General features: G+C 61.1%; 17 protein-coding genes. 4 read left to right on the forward strand and 13 right to left on the reverse strand.

Annotation, left to right across the window (positions count from 1 at the left end; genetic code table 11):
* The first annotated feature begins 26 nt into the window (after positions 1 to 26).
* On the forward strand, positions 27 to 497 hold the full coding sequence (locus KSS97_RS22380) for a MaoC family dehydratase (RefSeq protein WP_217860184.1): 471 nt from the start codon (positions 27 to 29) through the stop codon (positions 495 to 497).
* Between the two features lie 184 nt (positions 498 to 681).
* Here KSS97_RS22380 and KSS97_RS22385 read toward each other — a convergent pair whose 3' ends face one another.
* From KSS97_RS22385 to KSS97_RS22400, 4 genes are all read right to left on the reverse strand, one after another.
* Entirely contained in the window at positions 682 to 1,545 is an 864-nt protein-coding gene (locus KSS97_RS22385) for an efflux RND transporter periplasmic adaptor subunit (protein WP_217860185.1), read from the reverse strand.
* Between the two features lie 10 nt (positions 1,546 to 1,555).
* Positions 1,556 to 1,762 (reverse strand): DUF1656 domain-containing protein, encoded by a 207-nt coding sequence (locus tag KSS97_RS22390; protein ID WP_030139347.1) that lies wholly within the window; start codon positions 1,760 to 1,762, stop codon positions 1,556 to 1,558.
* The gene (locus KSS97_RS22395; protein WP_217860186.1) at positions 1,749 to 3,749 is read right to left on the reverse strand and encodes an FUSC family protein; all 2,001 of its coding nucleotides are present in this window, start codon (positions 3,747 to 3,749) and stop codon (positions 1,749 to 1,751) included. Before KSS97_RS22395 ends, KSS97_RS22390 begins: the two co-directional genes overlap by 14 nt.
* Positions 3,750 to 3,958: 209 nt before the next feature.
* Positions 3,959 to 4,423, reverse strand: coding sequence for a PA2169 family four-helix-bundle protein (locus tag KSS97_RS22400; protein WP_217860187.1), 465 nt, complete (start codon positions 4,421 to 4,423; stop codon positions 3,959 to 3,961).
* Between the two features lie 206 nt (positions 4,424 to 4,629).
* Here KSS97_RS22400 and KSS97_RS22405 point away from each other — a divergent pair, with 206 nt between their 5' ends.
* Together KSS97_RS22405 and KSS97_RS22410 are read left to right on the forward strand one after the other, a co-directional pair.
* Positions 4,630 to 4,866 (forward strand): DUF3820 family protein, encoded by a 237-nt coding sequence (locus tag KSS97_RS22405; protein WP_053119117.1) that lies wholly within the window; start codon positions 4,630 to 4,632, stop codon positions 4,864 to 4,866.
* 29 nt (positions 4,867 to 4,895) lie between these two features.
* A complete protein-coding gene (locus KSS97_RS22410) occupies positions 4,896 to 6,083 on the forward strand; it encodes an aminotransferase class V-fold PLP-dependent enzyme (protein WP_217860188.1) in 1,188 nt (395 codons plus the stop codon).
* A 126-nt stretch (positions 6,084 to 6,209) separates the two neighbouring features.
* Here the strand turns inward: KSS97_RS22410 and KSS97_RS22415 are convergent, their stop codons facing one another.
* From KSS97_RS22415 to zwf, 3 genes are read right to left on the reverse strand one after another with little or no spacing between them, the layout of a single operon-like run.
* Positions 6,210 to 6,875, reverse strand: a complete 666-nt coding sequence (locus KSS97_RS22415; protein WP_030139352.1) for a bifunctional 4-hydroxy-2-oxoglutarate aldolase/2-dehydro-3-deoxy-phosphogluconate aldolase — start codon at positions 6,873 to 6,875, stop codon at positions 6,210 to 6,212.
* Between the two features lie 17 nt (positions 6,876 to 6,892).
* A complete protein-coding gene (gene pgl, locus KSS97_RS22420; protein WP_030139353.1) occupies positions 6,893 to 7,606 on the reverse strand; it encodes a 6-phosphogluconolactonase in 714 nt (237 codons plus the stop codon).
* Positions 7,593 to 9,065 carry a glucose-6-phosphate dehydrogenase gene (gene zwf / locus KSS97_RS22425; RefSeq protein WP_030139354.1) on the reverse strand — a complete coding sequence of 491 codons (1,473 nt, stop codon included), beginning with the start codon at positions 9,063 to 9,065 and terminating at the stop codon, positions 7,593 to 7,595. The genes pgl and zwf overlap by 14 nt, the downstream gene beginning before the upstream one ends.
* A 196-nt stretch (positions 9,066 to 9,261) precedes the next feature.
* Here zwf and KSS97_RS22430 point away from each other — a divergent pair, with 196 nt between their 5' ends.
* A complete protein-coding gene (locus KSS97_RS22430) occupies positions 9,262 to 10,122 on the forward strand; it encodes a MurR/RpiR family transcriptional regulator (protein ID WP_181289374.1) in 861 nt (286 codons plus the stop codon).
* A gap of 153 nt (positions 10,123 to 10,275) precedes the next feature.
* On the opposite strand, the gene KSS97_RS22435 is transcribed toward KSS97_RS22430, so the two are convergent.
* The 6 genes from KSS97_RS22435 to KSS97_RS22460 form a co-directional block, all read right to left on the reverse strand.
* Positions 10,276 to 11,130 carry a D-hexose-6-phosphate mutarotase gene (locus KSS97_RS22435; RefSeq protein WP_030139356.1) on the reverse strand — a complete coding sequence of 285 codons (855 nt, stop codon included), beginning with the start codon at positions 11,128 to 11,130 and terminating at the stop codon, positions 10,276 to 10,278.
* A gap of 276 nt (positions 11,131 to 11,406) precedes the next feature.
* Positions 11,407 to 12,753 (reverse strand): carbohydrate porin, encoded by a 1,347-nt coding sequence (locus KSS97_RS22440; protein WP_030139357.1) that lies wholly within the window; start codon positions 12,751 to 12,753, stop codon positions 11,407 to 11,409.
* A gap of 196 nt (positions 12,754 to 12,949) precedes the next feature.
* Positions 12,950 to 14,110 carry an ABC transporter ATP-binding protein gene (locus tag KSS97_RS22445; protein WP_217860189.1) on the reverse strand — a complete coding sequence of 387 codons (1,161 nt, stop codon included), beginning with the start codon at positions 14,108 to 14,110 and terminating at the stop codon, positions 12,950 to 12,952.
* A gap of 2 nt (positions 14,111 to 14,112) precedes the next feature.
* Entirely contained in the window at positions 14,113 to 14,958 is an 846-nt protein-coding gene (locus KSS97_RS22450) for a carbohydrate ABC transporter permease (protein WP_030139359.1), read from the reverse strand.
* The gene (locus KSS97_RS22455; protein WP_030139360.1) at positions 14,951 to 15,859 is read right to left on the reverse strand and encodes a carbohydrate ABC transporter permease; all 909 of its coding nucleotides are present in this window, start codon (positions 15,857 to 15,859) and stop codon (positions 14,951 to 14,953) included. Before KSS97_RS22455 ends, KSS97_RS22450 begins: the two co-directional genes overlap by 8 nt.
* A gap of 144 nt (positions 15,860 to 16,003) precedes the next feature.
* Positions 16,004 to 17,305 carry an ABC transporter substrate-binding protein gene (locus KSS97_RS22460; RefSeq protein ID WP_198797689.1) on the reverse strand — a complete coding sequence of 434 codons (1,302 nt, stop codon included), beginning with the start codon at positions 17,303 to 17,305 and terminating at the stop codon, positions 16,004 to 16,006.
* Positions 17,306 to 17,406 lie beyond the last annotated feature (101 nt).

The raw sequence follows: 17,406 nt of genomic DNA on the forward strand, positions 1-17,406 counted from the left end.
CCTTTTTACCGTTACAGGAACCAGACATGACCCAGGTCACCAACATCCCTTACGAAGCCCTCGAAGTCGGCCAGACCGCCAGCTACAGCAAGACCGTCGAGGAGCGCGACATCCAGCTGTTCGCCGCGATGTCGGGCGATCACAACCCGGTGCACCTGGACGCCGAATTCGCCGCCGCCAGCATGTTCAAGGAACGCATCGCCCACGGCATGTTCAGCGGTGCGCTGATCAGCGCGGCGGTGGCGTGTGAACTGCCTGGGCCCGGCACCATCTACATCGGCCAGCAGATGAGCTTCCAGAAACCCGTGAAAATCGGCGACACCCTGACCGTCCGCCTGGAAATCCTGGAAAAGCTGCCGAAGTTCCGCGTGCGCATCGCCACCCGCGTGTTCAACCAGCGCGATGAACTGGTGGTGGACGGCGAAGCCGAAATCCTCGCGCCGCGCAAGCAGCAGACTGTGACGTTGCCGGAATTGCCGCAGATCACTGTTGGCTGACTACAGCGATCTATGGGAGTGAAATGTGGCGAGGGGATTTATCCCCGCTGGGGCGCGAAGCGCCCCCAATACCTCAAGACCACTGCGGTGTGTCAGCCTGGGCACAGGGGGCTGCTGCGCAGCCCAGCGGGGCGGTGCGACGATTCGCTAAATCCCCTCGCCACAAATGACTGCAGTGTTGCGGCTATCGCTGTTCGTCCCGCACCTGCACACTCGCGGTCATCCCCGCGCTCAACGTCACCCCTTCCGGCACCTTCTCGAGCTTGATCCGCACCGGAATGCGCTGGGCCAGGCGCACCCAGTTGAAGGTCGGCTCGACTTCCGCCAGCAGCTGCGCGTCAGGGTTGGTGTTGCGGTCGGTGATGCCGCGGCTGATGCTTTCCACATGGCCTTCCAGCGCATGCCCGGCGCTCATCAACCAGACCTTGACCGGATCGCCCACGCGAATCCTCGGCAGTTTGGTTTCTTCGAAATAGGCCTGCACATAAAACGTCGAGTCATCGATCAGCGCCATGACCGGTTGCCCGGCATTCACGTAGTTGCCTTCGGCCAGGCGCAGGTTGGTGATGTGGCCGCTACGCGGAGCCAGGACCTGGCTGCGGGCCAGGTTCAGCTCGGCGACCTTCGCTTCGGCCTGGGCCTCGCGCAGTTCACCACGGGCGATACCGGCGTTGATCTGGGCGTTCTCGCGCAACTCGGCACTGATGGCCTGGGGCCCCAGGGCGGCCCGGCGACTGGCTTCGTGCTCACGCAGGCTCAACTGTTGCTGACGGGTCTGGACCACCGCCCGGGCTTTCTCCACGGCGGCCTCGAAACGCTCGCGATCGATACTCAGCAATAAATCGCCGGCCTTGACCTGCTGGTTATCCACAGCCTTGAGCTCGCGCACCCAGCCCGAGACGTCGGGGGCGATCACCACCACGTCGGCGCGGATTCGCGCATCACGGGTCCAGGGCGTGAGCATGTAGTACTGCCACAAATGAAACCCGGCGAAGATCGCCACGGCCACCACGCACAACGTGACGGCGACACGTACGGAGGTACGCATGTTCAACTCCTCATAACGGTCCGAGGACCAGGGTAATGACAGTCAGGACACAGACATACAGGGCACAGTCGAACAAGGCTTCGTGCCAGATCCAGCGCCCGGCCGGCAGCAGGCCGAGCAACAGGCGCAGCGCACCGGTCGCCAGCAAGGCCAGCACCACGTAAATCAGGAACGGGCTGAGCAACACCCCGCCAATCGACCATTCACGCAAGCCCATGGCTAAGTTCCCCTCGTTCGGATTCGTGCTGGCGACACCAGGCGCGCCAGCTGCTCTGCAGTTGCACGACGGCGCCCTGGGCCAGTTTCAACGCATCGCTGGAAGGGTGCTGTGCCAACACCTGCAGATAGTCGTCGCTCACCCAGACCAACGCCTCGGCCTGGTCGCCGGCCGGACCGTGTTCCAAAACCTGTTCCAGCGTTTCGAAATAGCGGCGCTGGGCTGGGCTTTCGGGGATTTGGGCGACGGCCAGGCTCAATCGCAGGTGCAGTAGCTCATCGCCGATGTCCAGGCCCAGCAAACCGTCGTCCCAACGACTGCGCGCCGGCACCGGCAGTTCGGGATAGTGCCGGGCCAGTTGCAGCAACCGGTCGGCCATGCGCCCGCCAAACCAGCTTTCGGCGCCGCCCAGGTTGCGATGGGTCAGGCGCACCAGGTCATCCAGGGTCGCGGCCAGCAGCCGACGACTGTGCCAGGCCGGGTTACGCAGAATCAGGAGCTTGAAAGCCAAGACCGCCGCGCCGACGCCAATCATCATCGCCTGGGCATTGTTGAAAAAAGCCGCGACGTCGTACTTCATCGCATTGAGCGGTGACACCAACACCACGAAATGCAGGCAGAACGAAGTGGCCGTGGCAAATATCGGCGGCTTGGCCATCCCCAGCGCCCCGAGGAACAGCGGCACGCCCATGGCCATGCAGAGCATCGCGAAACTGTTCCATTGCGGCAGCAGGATTTCGCCAATCACGAACGCTGTCGGCACCGCCAGCAGAATGCCCCGCAAGAAACTCATGCCGATCTGCGCGCCGTTTTCGCGGCTGGCGAACAGGCTGCACACCACGCAAGTGAGCACCAGGGCACCGGACGCGGCAGGCCAGGCGGTTGCCAGCCAGAAACACGACACCGCCAGGAATGCGAGGGCACTGCGCGCACCAAAGACCATGGCCAGGGACAAATCGCGGTGCGGCGCCAAGGTTCGCGGCGGGTCCACCGTCGCCCTGCCCTCCTGCACCGCCGTCAGCGCAGCGCAGGCGGCCAGGGCGGTATCGAGCAGCAAGGCGAAACGAGCCAGGCAATAACTTTGCGCGGAGCTGATCTGCGGATCATGAGAGGCGTCCCAGACCCGCGGTCGTAACGCCTGCAATGCCGAGCTGTCCGCCTCCAGGGCTTGCTGTACCTCGTCCATCCAAGGCTGGAGCGCTTCGGCTTCCTGCGGTTCGAGCTGTTTCCACTGCCTGCGCACCGAACGGGAAATACGCAACAGCATCAACAATTTCTGGCTCAAGCCACTGATGGCCCGGGCGCGCTGGCGACCCAGGCTGCCTTCGAACCAGGCGTGTTCGCGTTGGGCGTCCACCGCGACGATCTTGCCGAGGATTTCGAGCAAACCCTTGCGCGCCTGGGCATCACCCGCCAACGTGGCGCGGGCCGCCTGCATGCCGCTCAGCCAGGCCGCACGGGCCTGGTCCGCCAGTTGTCGCTCGACCCGCAGGGGCCAGAGCAGCGCACTGGCCGCCGTGGCACAGGCGATGCCCAGGCTGATTTCGGTGCAACGCGCAACGGCTTGATCAAACACCGCAAGCGGATGGGAAATGGCCGGCAAGGCGATAATCGCCACCGTGTAGCCCGCCAGCACGAACGAATAGGACCAGGCGCTGCGCAACAGCGTCGAACAGGCCGTGCACACGCCCAGCCACAGCGCCAGCGCCAGCAGGAACAACCATGGCGTCTGGGCGAACAGGCCCATGAACACCACCGACATGATGGTTCCCACCAGGGTGCCGAGCAAACGCGCCAAGCCCTTCTGCACCACCATCCCGGACAACGGCTGGGCGACGATGAATGCGGTCATCAGCGCCCAGGACGGCTGCTCCAGGCCCCAGCGCAACGCCAGCCATAGCGCCAGGCCGCCACCGAGCACGGTCTTGATGGCGAACTGCACAGCGAGGCGATCAGGGGCGAACAAGGCCTGGAGGGTAATGGGCACGCGAGAAACTCTTCTAGGGATGTTGTAACGATAGATCGCTGGGAAGGTGGCGCAATTATTAGCTAGCTATCTATTCGAGTCCAGAGTTGTTTGTCGACCCTTCATGTGAAGGCTCCCTCGCCACAAGAGTGTTCCCCGTCAGCCTGAGTCGCTCCACACAAAAAAAACGCCAGGCAAGCTGGCGTTTTTTTGGGCATCAAAGATGCGTATCAGCTGGCACGCGCCTGGTTACGCAGCGCCTTGACCTGATCGTGGTTGCGTTGCACGCCGTGGTACTGGCGCTCGACGAGATCACGAATGCCTACCAGGTTGTGCTTGTTGATTTTCTCGATGGCTTCCTTGTAAGCCTTCAGCGCATGGTCTTCGCCGCGCTCGGCTTCGTTGAGCACCGCTTCTTCGTCCTTGCCGGTGAACATCGACTTCACGTCGACCCAACGGCGGTGCAAGTCACCGGAGACGCTGGTGGAAGTTTCGGGTTCGCCACCCAAGGAACGGACCGCTGCCTGCAGTTCGGCCGCAGCGGTTGCGCAATCGGCGGAGCGCTTGACGAAAAGCGCCTTGAGCTCAGGATGCTTGATGTCTTCAGCGCAGGTCTTGAATCCTTCCTGGCCATCCTTGCTGGTCTCGATCAGGTCGTTCAAGACGGAGATGGATTCTTTGTTGATGTCAGTCATTTTTCAGTTCCTTTGCTTGGTGAATAAAAACCTGCAAGGAATATTGCATCGGCCATGCCAGCCCTTATAAACGAAATAAATCCTTAAAAATCAATAAATTAAAAAATAATGACGAATCTGTATCCGCGTTATTTGCATGATCTGTCATTTGGCCTGCATGCAGAATGCCTGTATTTTGCCGATGGTTCCTATCAAGACAAATCGCAATGAATCCGGAAAAACTCGAGCTGCTGGTGACGCGCCAGATGCCCTTCGGCAAATACAAGGGCCGAATCCTCGCCGACTTGCCGGGTCAGTACTTGAACTGGTTCGCACGGGAGGGTTTTCCCAAGGGCGAACTGGGCGGCTTGCTGGCCTTGATGCAGGAAATCGACCACAACGGCTTGTCGGACCTGCTGGACCCGTTGCGGGCTAAACATGGCTTGCCCAAGCCTCGCCATTGACCACTGCCGCCGATTGATTGAGCCCCGCCATGCCCGAGAACACCCTGCGCGCCCACGACGAAACCTTCTGGGAAACCTTTATCGGTCGCTACGATGTCGACGCCGATGGCTTGCTCAATCTTGAAAACGGCTACTTCGGCCGAATGTCGCGCACCGTGGTCGAGGAATACCAGCGCAACATCGAACTCATCAACCGCAGCAACTCGGTGTACGTGCGCCAGCACTTCGACCGGGAACACGGCGAAGCCATTCGCCGCCAGGTGGCGCAACTGATCCGCGCCCCCGCGTCCACCGTGGCACTGGCTAACAGTGCGGTGGATGCCCTGCAGACGCTCATTCGCAACTACAACGGGCTCAAGCCCGGCGACAAGGTGCTGATCAGCGACGTCGAATACACCTCGGTCAAGAGCGCGATGCGCTGGCTGGCTCGCCAGCGCGGCGCGGAAGTCGTTGAGCTGGTCCTTCCCTACCCCGCCAGTTTCGACAACTTGGTGAACACCTATCGAGAAGCCTTCATTCGCTACCCGCGCCTGAAGGTGATGGCGCTGACCTACGTCAATCACCTGACCGGCCTGGTGATGCCGGTCCAGGCGATTGCCGAGGCGGCGCGGGAATTCGAGGTCGACATCATTCTCGACGGTGCCCACGCCTTGGGGCAGATCGATTTCGACCTGAAGAAACTCGGCATCCCGTTCGCCGGGTTCAATCTGCAAAAATGGATTGGCGGCCCCTTGGCCCTGGGCTTTCTCTACATCGCGCCACAACGGCTGGCCGACATCGACCCGGACATGGACGAAGCCAACTACCCTGCCACCGACATACGCTCACGCACGCCCCACAGCACGCCCAATATCCCCGCGTTGCTGACGCTGCCCCTGGTGTTCGAAGAGCACCGTGCCCTGGGCGGTGCGTCAGCCAAAGGCGCGCGGCTCTGTTACCTGCGCGACATGTGGGTGAGCGCCGTTCGTGACGTACCGGGTATTGAAGTCATGACCCCGGATGACCGGCGGCTGTATTGCGGTATCACGTCCATGCGATTCACCGCACAGCCGGACCAGCAGGCGATGGCCGCCCGACTGCTCAAGGACCATGGGATTTACACCGTGGTGCGCGAAACCAGCGTTGGACCGTGTATTCGCATCACGCCGGGATTGATTACGTTGGCGCGGGATATCGAGCGACTCACTGCGGCGCTGATTAACCTGAGCAGTACATAACCCGTGGCGAGGGAGCTTGCTCCCTCGCCACGGGGATCTGCAGCGAAATAATGGGCAAAAAAAAACGGCGCGCCGACCAAGCGCACCGTAAAGCCGTAGAACACACAACGAAGTTCGGTAAGACAATCAGTCCAGCAGCGCCAGTGCCTCGGCGGTGCATTCCTGGATACGGGCCCAGTCGCCGTTCTTGATCCACTCCGGATCGAGCATCCAGCTGCCGCCCACGCACATCACGTTTTTCAACGCCATGTAGCTCTTGATATTCGCCGGGCTGACGCCGCCGGTCGGACAGAATTTCACTTCGCCGAACGGTCCGCCCAAGGCCTTGATCGCCGCCACGCCACCGCTGACTTCCGCCGGGAACAACTTGAAGCGGCGATAGCCCAGGCCATAACCTTCCATGATGCCCGAGGCATTGCTGATTCCCGGCAGCAACGGGATCGGGCTCTGGACGCTAGCCTCCAGCAGATCGCGGGTGATGCCTGGGGTAACGATGAACTGCGAACCGGCTGCCTCGGCGGCGGCCAGCATGTGGCGATCAAGCACCGTGCCGGCGCCGGTCACCAGCTCCGGACGCTGCTCACGCAGCACCTGGATGGCCTTGAGGCCGAACTGCGAGCGCAAGGTCACTTCCAACGCCGTCAGACCACCCGCCGCCAGGGCATCGGCCAGTGGCAGGATGTCCTGTTCACGGGCAATGGTGATCACCGGCAGGATCCGCGCCTTGGCGCAGAGGCTGTCGATCAGGGCAACTTTGTCCGCCATGGAAACGGTCGGGGATGGGTTTGTCATAGCGGCTGATCCTTGGTTCATGGGCACCAGTAAATCTCTAACGTAGGTTGCAGAAACGCGCGGATCGGCATTTCGGCGACATCGTCACCGGCCACCGCAGCGTTCAGGGTGGTCAATTTCGACTGACCGGAAATCGACAGCACTTTGTGTCGAGCCGAGGCCAGCAAGGCGCGGCTCATGGTCAAGCGCTGGTGCGGCACGGTTGGCGCCAGCATCGGCCAGCAACGGCGCGCGCCCTCCTTGTCCAGGGCCTCGGCCAGGTTCGGACTGTCGGGAAACAGCGACGCGGTGTGCCCGTCATCGCCCATGCCCAGGACCAGCACATCGATCGGCGGCAGCTCGGCCAGCAGGCGGTCCGCCTGTTCGGCGGCGGCTTCCAGGTTGGCGCTGGCGCTGTAGAGGCTCAGGAACTGGGCCTTCGCCGCAGCCCCTTGGAGCAGATAACGCTTGAGCAGGCCGGCATTGCTGTCGGCATGTTCAACCGGCACCCAGCGCTCATCGGCCAGGCTCACCACCACTTTCGACCAGTCCAGCGCCTGCTTGGCCAGGTTCTGGAAAAACGCTACAGGGCTGCGACCACCGGAAACCACCAGGGTCGCCGCGCCCTTGGCATCGATCGCGGTGCGCAGTTGCTCGGCCACGTTCAGCGCCAGTTTTTCCGCCAGCGCCACCGGGCTCTTGAATGCCAGGGCTGTGACGCCCTGGGGCAGTTGCAATTCAGATATCGCCATACCATGACCTCCCATCCCGCGTGATCAGTGCAATGGAGCTCATCGGCCCCCAGGACCCAGCGGCATAAGGCTTGGGCGCATCACCGGACTTCTTCCAGCCGGCGATCAACTGGTCACACCACGTCCACGCGGCTTCGATTTCATCTTTACGGACAAACAGGTTCTGATTGCCGTTCATGACTTCCAGCAACAACCGCTCGTAGGCATCGGGAATCCGCGCGCTGCGATAGGTGTCGGAGAAGTTGAGTTGCAGCGGACCGCTGCGCAATTGCATGCCCTTGTCCAGGCCTTGCTCCTTGGTCATCACCCGCAAGGAAATCCCTTCGTCCGGTTGCAGGCGGATGATCAGTTTGTTGCTGATCTGCAAGCGCTGCTCGGGGGCGAAGATGTAGTGGGACGGTTCCTTGAAGTGAATCACGATCTGCGACAGCTTTTGCGGCATGCGCTTGCCGGTGCGCAGGTAGAACGGAACACCGGCCCAGCGCCAGTTGCGAATGTCGGCGCGCAGCGCAACAAAGGTCTCGGTGTCGCTCTGGGTATTGGAATTGGGCTCTTCCAGGTAGCCCGGAACCGCCTTGCCTTCGCTGTGGCCGGCGATGTATTGGCCGCGCACCACCTGGGTGGTCAGGCCTTCCGGGCTGATCGGCGCCAGGGCCTTGAGCACCTTGACCTTCTCGTCACGGATGCTGTCGGCGGACAGGTCGGCCGGCGGGTCCATGGCAATCAGGCAAAGCAGTTGCAGCAAGTGGTTCTGGATCATGTCCCGCAACTGGCCGGCCTTGTCGAAATAGCCCCAGCGGCCTTCGATACCGACCTTCTCGGCCACGGTGATTTCCACGTGGGAAATGTAGTTCTGGTTCCACTGGGTTTCGAACAGGCTGTTGGCGAAGCGCAGCGCGATCAGGTTCTGCACCGTCTCCTTGCCCAGGTAATGGTCGATACGGTAGGTGCGGTTTTCCGGGAAGAACTGCGCCACGGCATCGTTGACCTTGCGCGAGGATTCCAGGTCCGAGCCGATGGGTTTTTCCAGCACGACACGGGTGTTTTCGCTCAAGCCGACTTTCGCCAGGTTTTCGCAGATCGCGCCGTAGACGGCGGCCGGCGTGGCGAAATAGGCGATGACCTGTTGCTGGGTCGAACCGGCCTGCTCGGCGAGGGCGACGTAATCCTCAGCCTTGAGGAAATCCACGTGCAGGTAGGTCAGACGCGCCAGGAAACGCTCGATCACGGTTTCGTCGAGGTCTTTATCACCCACATAACGGCGCAGCTCAGTGGTGATGAACGCCAGGTGCTGCTGTTCGCTGCCGGGTTCGCGGGCCAACGCCAGGATCCGCGTGTCCTCGTGCAACAGGCCGGCGCCATCGAGCTGATAAAGGGCAGGAAACAGCTTGCGCAACGCCAGGTCGCCCAACGCGCCGAACAAGGCAAAGGTGCACGGTTCAACCGTAATCGAATGCATGATGTTTGTTCTTTTATCAAGTTAAGCTACAAATACCTTTTTTCAAGGTATCACTCAAGGAAAAATGTAGTAATAACCACAACATTTTTCGAAAATACCGATTCCGAGTGGTGGTCCGTCGGAGCCATCAGTAGGATAGGCCACCGCAAAGGGTCGTATCAAAGACCCGCCTCTCTAGGAATCTTGTATGGACCGCGTGCGAAATCTACTGGAGCAGATCCAGAGTCGCCTGGAAGACCTGAACAAGGCCGAACGCAAGGTGGCCGAAGTGATCCTGCTCAACCCACAGCAGGCAACCCGTTTCAGCATCGCCGCCCTCGCCCAGGCCGCGTCGGTCAGCGAACCGACCGTCAACCGCTTCTGCCGCTCGTTCGGTGTCAGCGGCTACCCGGAGCTCAAGCTGCAACTGGCCCAAAGCCTGGCCAGCGGCGCGGCTTATGTCAGCCGCGCGGTAGAGGCCGACGACAACCCGGAAGCCTACACGCAGAAAATCTTTGGCAGTGCCATTGCGTCATTGGACAGTGCCTGCCAGGCCCTTGATCCAAATTTGATCAGTCGCGCCGTGGATTTGCTGATCCAGGCCCGGCAGATCCACTTCTTCGGCCTCGGCGCCTCGGCCCCCGTGGCCCTGGATGCCCAGCATAAATTTTTCCGCTTCAACCTGGCGGTGACCGCCCACGCCGACGTGCTGATGCAACGCATGATCGCCTCGGTGGCCCATACCGGTGAGTTGTTCGTGATCATTTCCTACACCGGGCGTACCCGCGAATTGGTGGAAGTGGCGCGCATCGCCCGGGAGAACGGCGCATCGGTGCTCGGCCTGACCGCCGAAGGCTCGCCGCTCGCCAAGGCCAGCACCTTGAGCCTGAACATTCCGCTGCCAGAAGACACGGACATCTACATGCCGATGACGTCGCGGATCATCCAGCTCACCGTGCTGGACGTGCTCGCCACCGGCATGACCTTGCGCCGAGGCGTGGACTTCCAGCCGCACCTGCGCAAGATCAAGGAAAGCCTGAATGCCAGCCGGTATCCGGTTGGGGATGAGTTCAACTGATGCCATTCAGAATCTTCGGCGCCTGACGATCCGTCTTCGCGAGCAGGCTCGCTCCCACAAGGTTTCGTGAACGCCATAGAACCAGTGTGGGAGCGAGCTTGCTCCGGGCGGCGATCCGACGATGATGGCAGCTGCCACGCCAAAGATTCTGGACTAAGCCCCCGCCCGCGCCTGCAAACTCAAATGCGCCCGCTCCCCCGGCGCCAGGCACACACTGTCGGTGCCGCCGCTGGCCGCTTCGACGCAGACGAATTCGTTGACCTCATCCCAACTCACCCCCAGCAACGGCCGGGCGCCCGGATGCCAGACCACGGTGTCGGCACTGTCACCGGTGTCGATGCACAGTTCGCGCTGCCAAGCGTGATCCTTGAGCTGCAATTCCCCTTCGTGCTGGAACACCCGCTGGCAGCCACCGTCCACCCGCAACTCGCCTTGCTGCCGGCAAACCTCGCGGTTCAATTGGTCATAACCCTGTGCACCTTCGAGCCCAGACAGCGCTACCTCACCAACGTCGCCAATACGCCAATAGGCGTGCAACGCCTGGCTCAACTGGCAAGGCAAGCTGTCTTGATGCTCGGTGCTCAAGCGCAGCTCCATGCGTTCGCCCAGGTCGGCATGCAGGTCCACTTGCCAGTCGCACAATTGCAATTGCCAGTGCAAATGCACGCCGTCGTCATCGCTGCGGCTGTCGAGCAGTTTCCAATTGATCAAACGCGCCCAGCCATGGGACGGCCAGGCATTTTCGCTCGGATGGCGGCCATACCACGGCCAGCATACCGGAACGCCGCCGCGTATTGCACCGACCTGCGGCCACTTCGCCGCGCACCACAACCAGGGTTTCTGGCCGCGCGGCTGGAAGTGCAGCAACTGCGCCCCCTGGCGACTGAAAACCGCCTGGCACAGCGGATGATCGATGACCAACACATCACGCTGCTGATAGCGCTCCCACGCAAACACCGGACGCTCGCGCAAGGATCTGAAAAAGCGTTGCAGGGGATGCTCATGCATGGGCTGTGGTCCTGGAAATCATTGAGTTGCTCATCTGCTTTTGTGGCGAGGGAGCTTGCTCCCGCTCGGCTGCGAAGCAGTCGTTAAGGAAGCAGATTCGGTCTGGCTGAAGCACCGAGTTGAATGGCTCAGGGGTCGCTTCGCAACCCAGCGGGAGCAAGCTCCCTCGCCACAGGTTCCGCGCCCAACCAAACGATCAATGCTTCACAAAAAAAAGCGGACAGCCTTGGCCGTCCGCAAATATGCGCACATAGAGAGGAGCTTATCGCAACAGCGTTAGAACACCGACTGAATTTTCAGGCCGGCTACCAAGGCGTTATCGACCTCGTCAACACCGCCCGGGTGGGTGATGTATTGCAGGTTCGGACGCACGGTCAGCCAGTTGGTCACGTGCACGCCATAGTTGAGTTCGTAGTTGTACTCAGTGCTACGCAGTGGCGCGAACAGTGGATCGTTGTAGTCAGTGACGCCGTTGGCGGCATTGGTCAGCTCGGCGTTTCTCTTCACGTCTTCGTTGACATGGATACGGGAGAAACCGATCCCGATGTCATCCTTCGGACGGGCGTCGAACGGCCCTTTGTACACGAACATCAACGACTGGTAGTTGTCGACGACGTTGGTGTCCTTGTCGTGGAAGGTCGCGTTGGCCGCGATGTTCAGGCCGCGGGAAGCGTCGCCGTTGTGAGTGGTGAGCTGTTGCTGCGCCACGAACCAGTAGCCGTGCTTGCTGTCGTGACTGCGGTAGGCGTTGCCGGTGGTGGCGGCATCGTTGCCGTCTTCGTCTTCACGGACGTCGTTGGCGTCAGCCGTGCTCTTGTAGTAACCGACGCGGTATTCGCCCGGCAGGTTGTTGACCTTCGGCGACCAGACCAGTTCGACAGGAATGACGGTACCTTTGGTGCCGCTGCCGCTGAGCTTGAAGCCGTTGCCGTGCTCCAACTGCGATGGGTTCTGGTTGTACGCACCGATTTGCGCGTAGAACTCAGGCGTGATGTTGTACTTCACGCGGATCGCGGCCTGGCTGACTGGCCAGTTGTACCAGATACCGGTCGCCCAGTTACCCACCTGGGAGCCACAGAACGCCAGGTTCTGGAATTCGCAAGGGAAGGTGTTGAAGTCTTCGCCTTCGCCGAAGTAACCGGCCTTGACGTCCAGCTTGCCGTCGAGGAACTGGTGCTTGATCCACAATTGGGTCAGACGAACCATGTGGCCACGGCCGTAGACTTCTTGGGAAGAACTCAGGGTACCCGCGCGCGGGTCGCCGACACGGTCGTTGGAGATGTTCTGACCGTTACGGTTGGTCAGCTGGATCTTGGCCTGGGTGTTATCCCAGCCCCACAGCTTTTCCAGGTCCAGCGCCACGCCCAGACCGAACTGGTCGGCGTAACGCGCGGTCTTGTCGTTGTTGTAGCCACCGTGCAGGTTGCCGCCCACCTCGCCGACGTAGTCGGCCTTGATGTCGATACCCTGCTCGATCAGTTTGGTCCGTTCACCGCCCCAGTCGCCCGTCATCCACTGCGAATCGGCGCTGAACGCGTCGGCAGCGTGTGCGCTACCGGCCAGCATCATCGCCGCAACGGCTGACAACTGGCAGATAAGCTGGGCATTGTTTTTCTTCTTCATCCCTACATCCTCGTCTTTATTGTTATTAACTGTTTTTATCTAACGCGGTTTACAACGATTGCGATGGATGGTCCCCCACTCACCGCATACTCCTTTTCCTGTGGAAGCGAGCGTGCTCGCGATAGCGGTGTGTCATTCACTTCAGCCGCAACTGATGTACCGCCATCGCGAGCAAGCTCGCTCCCACATATGTTCATCATCGGCCCTTGAACTGCGCCACATTGGCAGGCCGGTCTCCAGCCTGCGGCTGCGCGGCCACGCCCAGGCGTTCGCCGGACTTGGCGTCGAACAGCAATACTTTCGCGGGATCGAATTGCAACGTCAGGGTCTCCCCCGGCTGCGGCGCCACGTCCGGCGCCAGTCGGCAGCAGACCTTGGTGTCGTTGAGATTGACGAACACCAGGGTGTCCGGACCGGTGGGTTCGGTAACCTGGACTTCGGCGCGAATGGTCGGCAAACCGTTCGGCTCGTTGCCGGCCAGCACGATCTGCTCCGGCCGCAGGCCAAGAATCACTTCGCGATCTTCCAGCCCGGCGTCCTGCATGCCCAGCGGCAACTCGCAACGGGCCTGGCCGCTGTCGAGCAAGGCCAGCAGGCGACCGTCCTTGCGTTGCAGGCGCAGCGGGATGAAGTTCATCGGCGGCGAACCGATGAAGCTCGCCACGAAGAGGTTGGCCGGGTTGTTGTAGATGTCCTTCGGCGTGCCGAACTGCTGGATGATCCCGTCCTTCATCACCGCCACTTTGTCGCCCAGGGTCATCGCTTCGATCTGGTCGTGGGTCACGTAGACCGTGGTGGTCTTCAGGCGCTGGTGCATCAGTTTCATTTCGGTGCGCATCTCGACCCGCAGCTTGGCGTCGAGGTTGGACAGCGGCTCGTCGAACAGGTAGATCTTCGGCCGCCGCGCCAGGGCACGGCCCATGGCGACGCGCTGCTGCTGGCCGCCGGAGAGCTGGCCGGGCTTGCGGTTGAGCAGGTGCTCGATCTGCAACAGCTTGGCGACCCGCGCCACTTCTTCGTTGATGTCCGACTGTTTCATCTTGCGAATCTTCAGGCCGAACTCGATGTTCTCGCGCACGCTCATGGTCGGGTACAGCGCGTAGGACTGGAACACCATGGCGATGTCACGATCCTTCGGGCTCATGCCGCTGACGTCCTGGTCGCCGATCATGATCGCGCCGCCGGTGATGGTCTCGAGGCCGGCGATGCAGTTCATCAGGGTCGATTTGCCGCAACCCGAAGGGCCTACCAGGATGAGGAATTCGCCTTCCTTGATCGACAACTGGATGTCTTTCAAGGTGTCGGGCAGGCCCACACCGTAGGTCTTGTTTACATTGCGAAGTTCAAGCGTAGCCATGATTACCCCTTGACCGCGCCAGCCGTGAGGCCGCGCACGAAATACTTGCCTGCGATCACATAGACCAGCAGGGTCGGCAGCCCGGCGATCATCGCCGCCGCCATGTCCACGTTATATTCCTTGGCCCCGGTGCTGGTGTTGACCAGGTTGTTCAGCGCCACCGTGATGGGCTGGGAGTCACCGCTGGAGAACACCACGCCGAACAGGAAGTCGTTCCAGATCTGGGTGAACTGCCAGATCAGGCAGACCATGATGATCGGCGTCGACATCGGCAGGATGATGCGGCGGAAGATCGTAAAGAACCCGGCACCGTCCAGGCGCGCAGCCTTCACCAGCGCATCGGGAATGCTCACGTAGTAGTTGCGGAAGAACAGCGTAGTGAACGCCAGGCCGTAGACGACGTGGACAAACACCAGGCCGGTGGTGGTGCTGGCCAGGCCCATCTTGCCGAGGGTGAACGAGGCCGGCAGCAGCACGGTCTGGAACGGCAGGAAGCAACCGAACAGCAGCAGGCCGAAGAACAACTGCGACCCACGGAAGCGCCACATCGACAGCACATAACCGTTCAACGCACCGATGGCGGTGGAAATCAGCACGGCCGGAACGGTGATCTTGATCGAGTTCCAGAAATAGCCGTTGACCGTCGCCCAGGCCTTGACCCAGCCGATGCCGCTGACCACGGTCGGCCAGCTCAGCAGGTTACCGGTGCTGATGTCTTCCGGCGTCTTGAAGCTGGTCAACAGCATGACCACCAACGGCACCAGGTAAAGCAGTACCGCGAGGATCAGCACCGCGTAGATCGCGATGCGGCTCAGGCTGATGGAAGGTTTCGCAGCGAGACTAGTCATGACGCTTGGCCCTCAGCTCGGAATACAGGTAAGGCACGATGATCGCGAGGATCGCACCGAGCATCAGGATTGCGCTGGCCGAGCCCATGCCCATCTGGCCGCGACTGAAGGTGAACGAGTACATGAACATGGCAGGCAGGTCGGAGGAGTAACCCGGGCCACCGGCGGTCATGGCCGCCACCAGGTCGAAGCTCTTGATCGCAATGTGCGCCAGAATCATCACGGCACTGAAGAACACCGGGCGCAGGCTCGGCAGTACCACTTTCCAGTAGATGCGCGGCATGCTCGCGCCATCGATCTGCGCGGCGCGGATGATCGACTGGTCCACGCCACGCAGGCCGGCCAGGAACATCGCCATGATGAAACCCGAGGCCTGCCATACGGCAGCGATCACCAGGCAATACACCACGCGATCAGGGTCGATCAGCCAGTCCAGGCGGAAGCCTTCCCAGCCCCAGTCACGCAACAATTTATCCAGGCCCATGCCCGGGTTGAGCAGCCATTTCCAGGCGGTACCGGTGACGATCATCGAGAGCGCCATCGGGTACAGGTAAATGGTGCGGATGAAACCTTCGCGACGAATACGCTGGTCGAGGAACACCGCCAGCAGCACGCCGATGACCAGGGTAATGCCGATGAACATGCCACCGAACACCGCGAGGTTCTTGCTGGCTACCCACCAGCGGTCGTTGTCCCACAGCCGTGCGTATTGCGCCAGGCCCGCCCATTTGTAGGTGGGCAGGAAAGTCGACGTTGTGAACGACAGGACGAACGTCCACAGGATGTAGCCATAAAAGCCCACCAGGACGATGAACATGCTCGGCGCCAGCACCAGTTTTGGTAGCCAGCGCTGCAATGCATCGAACGGCGAGGCCTTGCTGAACACAGCAACAGAACTCATGGGGAAATCCAAAAACTAGGTTACAAGGGCCTCCCTTTGTGGGAGCGAGCTTGCTCGCGATGGCAGTGTGTCAGTTCACTCATTTGCTGCCTGACACTCCGCTATCGCGAGCAAGCTCGCTCCCACAAGGGACCGCGGCGCTAATTACTTCGCAGACTGAACCGCTGCGCCCAATTTCTTGGCGGCATCGGCCGGGTCGGCTTTCGGGTCGTTGATGTAGTTGGTCACGACGTCAAAGAACGCGCCTTGTACCGCCAATGTGGTCGCCATGTTGTGCGCCATGCTTGGCTGCAGGCCGCCGCTCTTGGCGTCTGCCAGGAAGTCCTTGGCAGCGGTCTGGGCGCAGGAGTCGAAACCGTACTTGCCCATGTCGGCCAGCATGTCGTTACGCACCGGGATCGAGCCCTTGTTGATGCTGAAGACTTTCTGGAAGTTCTCACCCAGCACGACCTTGGCGATATCCTGCTGCCCCGCCGAAGTGCCTGCGTCCTTCTGCTTGAACACCGCCAGGGAGTCAATGTTGTAGGTGAAGGCCTTGTCAGTGCCTGGGAACGCTACGCACTCGTAGTCCTTGCCGGCGACTTTCTTCGCCGCGGTCCACTCGCTCTTGGCCCAGTCACCCATGATCTGCATGCCGGCCTTGCCGTTGATGACCTTGGCCGCTTCCAGGTTCCAGTCCTGGCCCTTGCCGTCGGCGTCCATGTAGGTCGCGACTTTCTTCAGCTCGGTCAATGCCTTGACCATTTCCGGACCGGTCAGCGCCGTGTTGTCCAGGTCGACCAGGGCTTTCTTGTAGCCATCAGCGCCCATGACCGAGAGCACCACCGCTTCGAACACGGTGCTGTCCTGCCACGGCTGGCCGCCGTGGGCCAGGGGAATGAAGCCTGCGGCCTTGAGCTTGTCACCGGCGGCGTAGAATTCTTCGAGGGTGGTCGGGTTCTTGGTGATGCCGGCTTTCTTGAAGACTTCCGGGTTGATCCACAACCAGTTGACGCGGTGGATATTCACCGGCACAGCGACGTAGTCACCTTCGTACTTCACGGTGTCGGAGACTTTCTTGTCGAGCAGGCTGTCCCACTTTTCCGCCTTGGAAACGTCCTTGAGGACGTCGGTGTCGAGCAGGCCAGTGGTTGCCCATTCCTGGATGTCCGGGCCCTTGATCTGGGCGACGCCCGGTGGGTTGCCAGCCACGGCACGGCTCTTGAGCACGGTCATGGCAGTGGAACCGCCACCGCCGGCGACGGCGCCGTCCTTCCAGGTAAAGCCGTCTTTTTCCACCTGGGCCTTGAGCACATCGACCGCGGCTTTTTCACCACCCGACGTCCACCAGTGGACGACTTCCACGGAACCTTTCGATTCGGCGGCCAGGGCGCTGACAGGGAATGCTGCGACGGGAAGCAAGGAAGCAAGAGAAATGACAGTAGCGAGGCGAGAAATCGCATTCATCTAGAAGTACCTTTCTTGTTGTTATGCATGCAAGTCTGGTGCTTGCGCTGCATGGATTCTAATCAGGGGTTATCCCTTCGCAGGTAACGAAGGGACGCGGA

The sequence above is a fragment of the Pseudomonas alvandae genome, assembly GCF_019141525.1.
GTDB classification, from domain to species: Bacteria; Pseudomonadota; Gammaproteobacteria; order Pseudomonadales; family Pseudomonadaceae; genus Aquipseudomonas; species Aquipseudomonas alvandae.

Coding starts and splice junctions, on each gene's coding strand:
- KSS97_RS22440 (WP_030139357.1), bottom strand. CDS start 12,753: ATGAAGAAGAAAAACAATGCCCAGCTTATCTGCCAGTTGTCAGCCGTT.
- KSS97_RS22390 (WP_030139347.1), bottom strand. CDS start 1,762: ATGGGCTTGCGTGAATGGTCGATTGGCGGGGTGTTGCTCAGCCCGTTC.
- KSS97_RS22410 (WP_217860188.1), top strand. CDS start 4,896: ATGCCCGAGAACACCCTGCGCGCCCACGACGAAACCTTCTGGGAAACC.
- KSS97_RS22385 (WP_217860185.1), bottom strand. CDS start 1,545: ATGCGTACCTCCGTACGTGTCGCCGTCACGTTGTGCGTGGTGGCCGTG.
- KSS97_RS22450 (WP_030139359.1), bottom strand. CDS start 14,958: ATGACTAGTCTCGCTGCGAAACCTTCCATCAGCCTGAGCCGCATCGCG.
- KSS97_RS22455 (WP_030139360.1), bottom strand. CDS start 15,859: ATGAGTTCTGTTGCTGTGTTCAGCAAGGCCTCGCCGTTCGATGCATTG.
- pgl (WP_030139353.1), bottom strand. CDS start 7,606: ATGGCGATATCTGAATTGCAACTGCCCCAGGGCGTCACAGCCCTGGCA.
- KSS97_RS22445 (WP_217860189.1), bottom strand. CDS start 14,110: ATGGCTACGCTTGAACTTCGCAATGTAAACAAGACCTACGGTGTGGGC.
- zwf (WP_030139354.1), bottom strand. CDS start 9,065: ATGCATTCGATTACGGTTGAACCGTGCACCTTTGCCTTGTTCGGCGCG.
- KSS97_RS22435 (WP_030139356.1), bottom strand. CDS start 11,130: ATGCATGAGCATCCCCTGCAACGCTTTTTCAGATCCTTGCGCGAGCGT.
- KSS97_RS22400 (WP_217860187.1), bottom strand. CDS start 4,423: ATGACTGACATCAACAAAGAATCCATCTCCGTCTTGAACGACCTGATC.
- KSS97_RS22380 (WP_217860184.1), top strand. CDS start 27: ATGACCCAGGTCACCAACATCCCTTACGAAGCCCTCGAAGTCGGCCAG.
- KSS97_RS22460 (WP_198797689.1), bottom strand. CDS start 17,305: ATGAATGCGATTTCTCGCCTCGCTACTGTCATTTCTCTTGCTTCCTTG.
- KSS97_RS22415 (WP_030139352.1), bottom strand. CDS start 6,875: ATGACAAACCCATCCCCGACCGTTTCCATGGCGGACAAAGTTGCCCTG.
- KSS97_RS22405 (WP_053119117.1), top strand. CDS start 4,630: ATGAATCCGGAAAAACTCGAGCTGCTGGTGACGCGCCAGATGCCCTTC.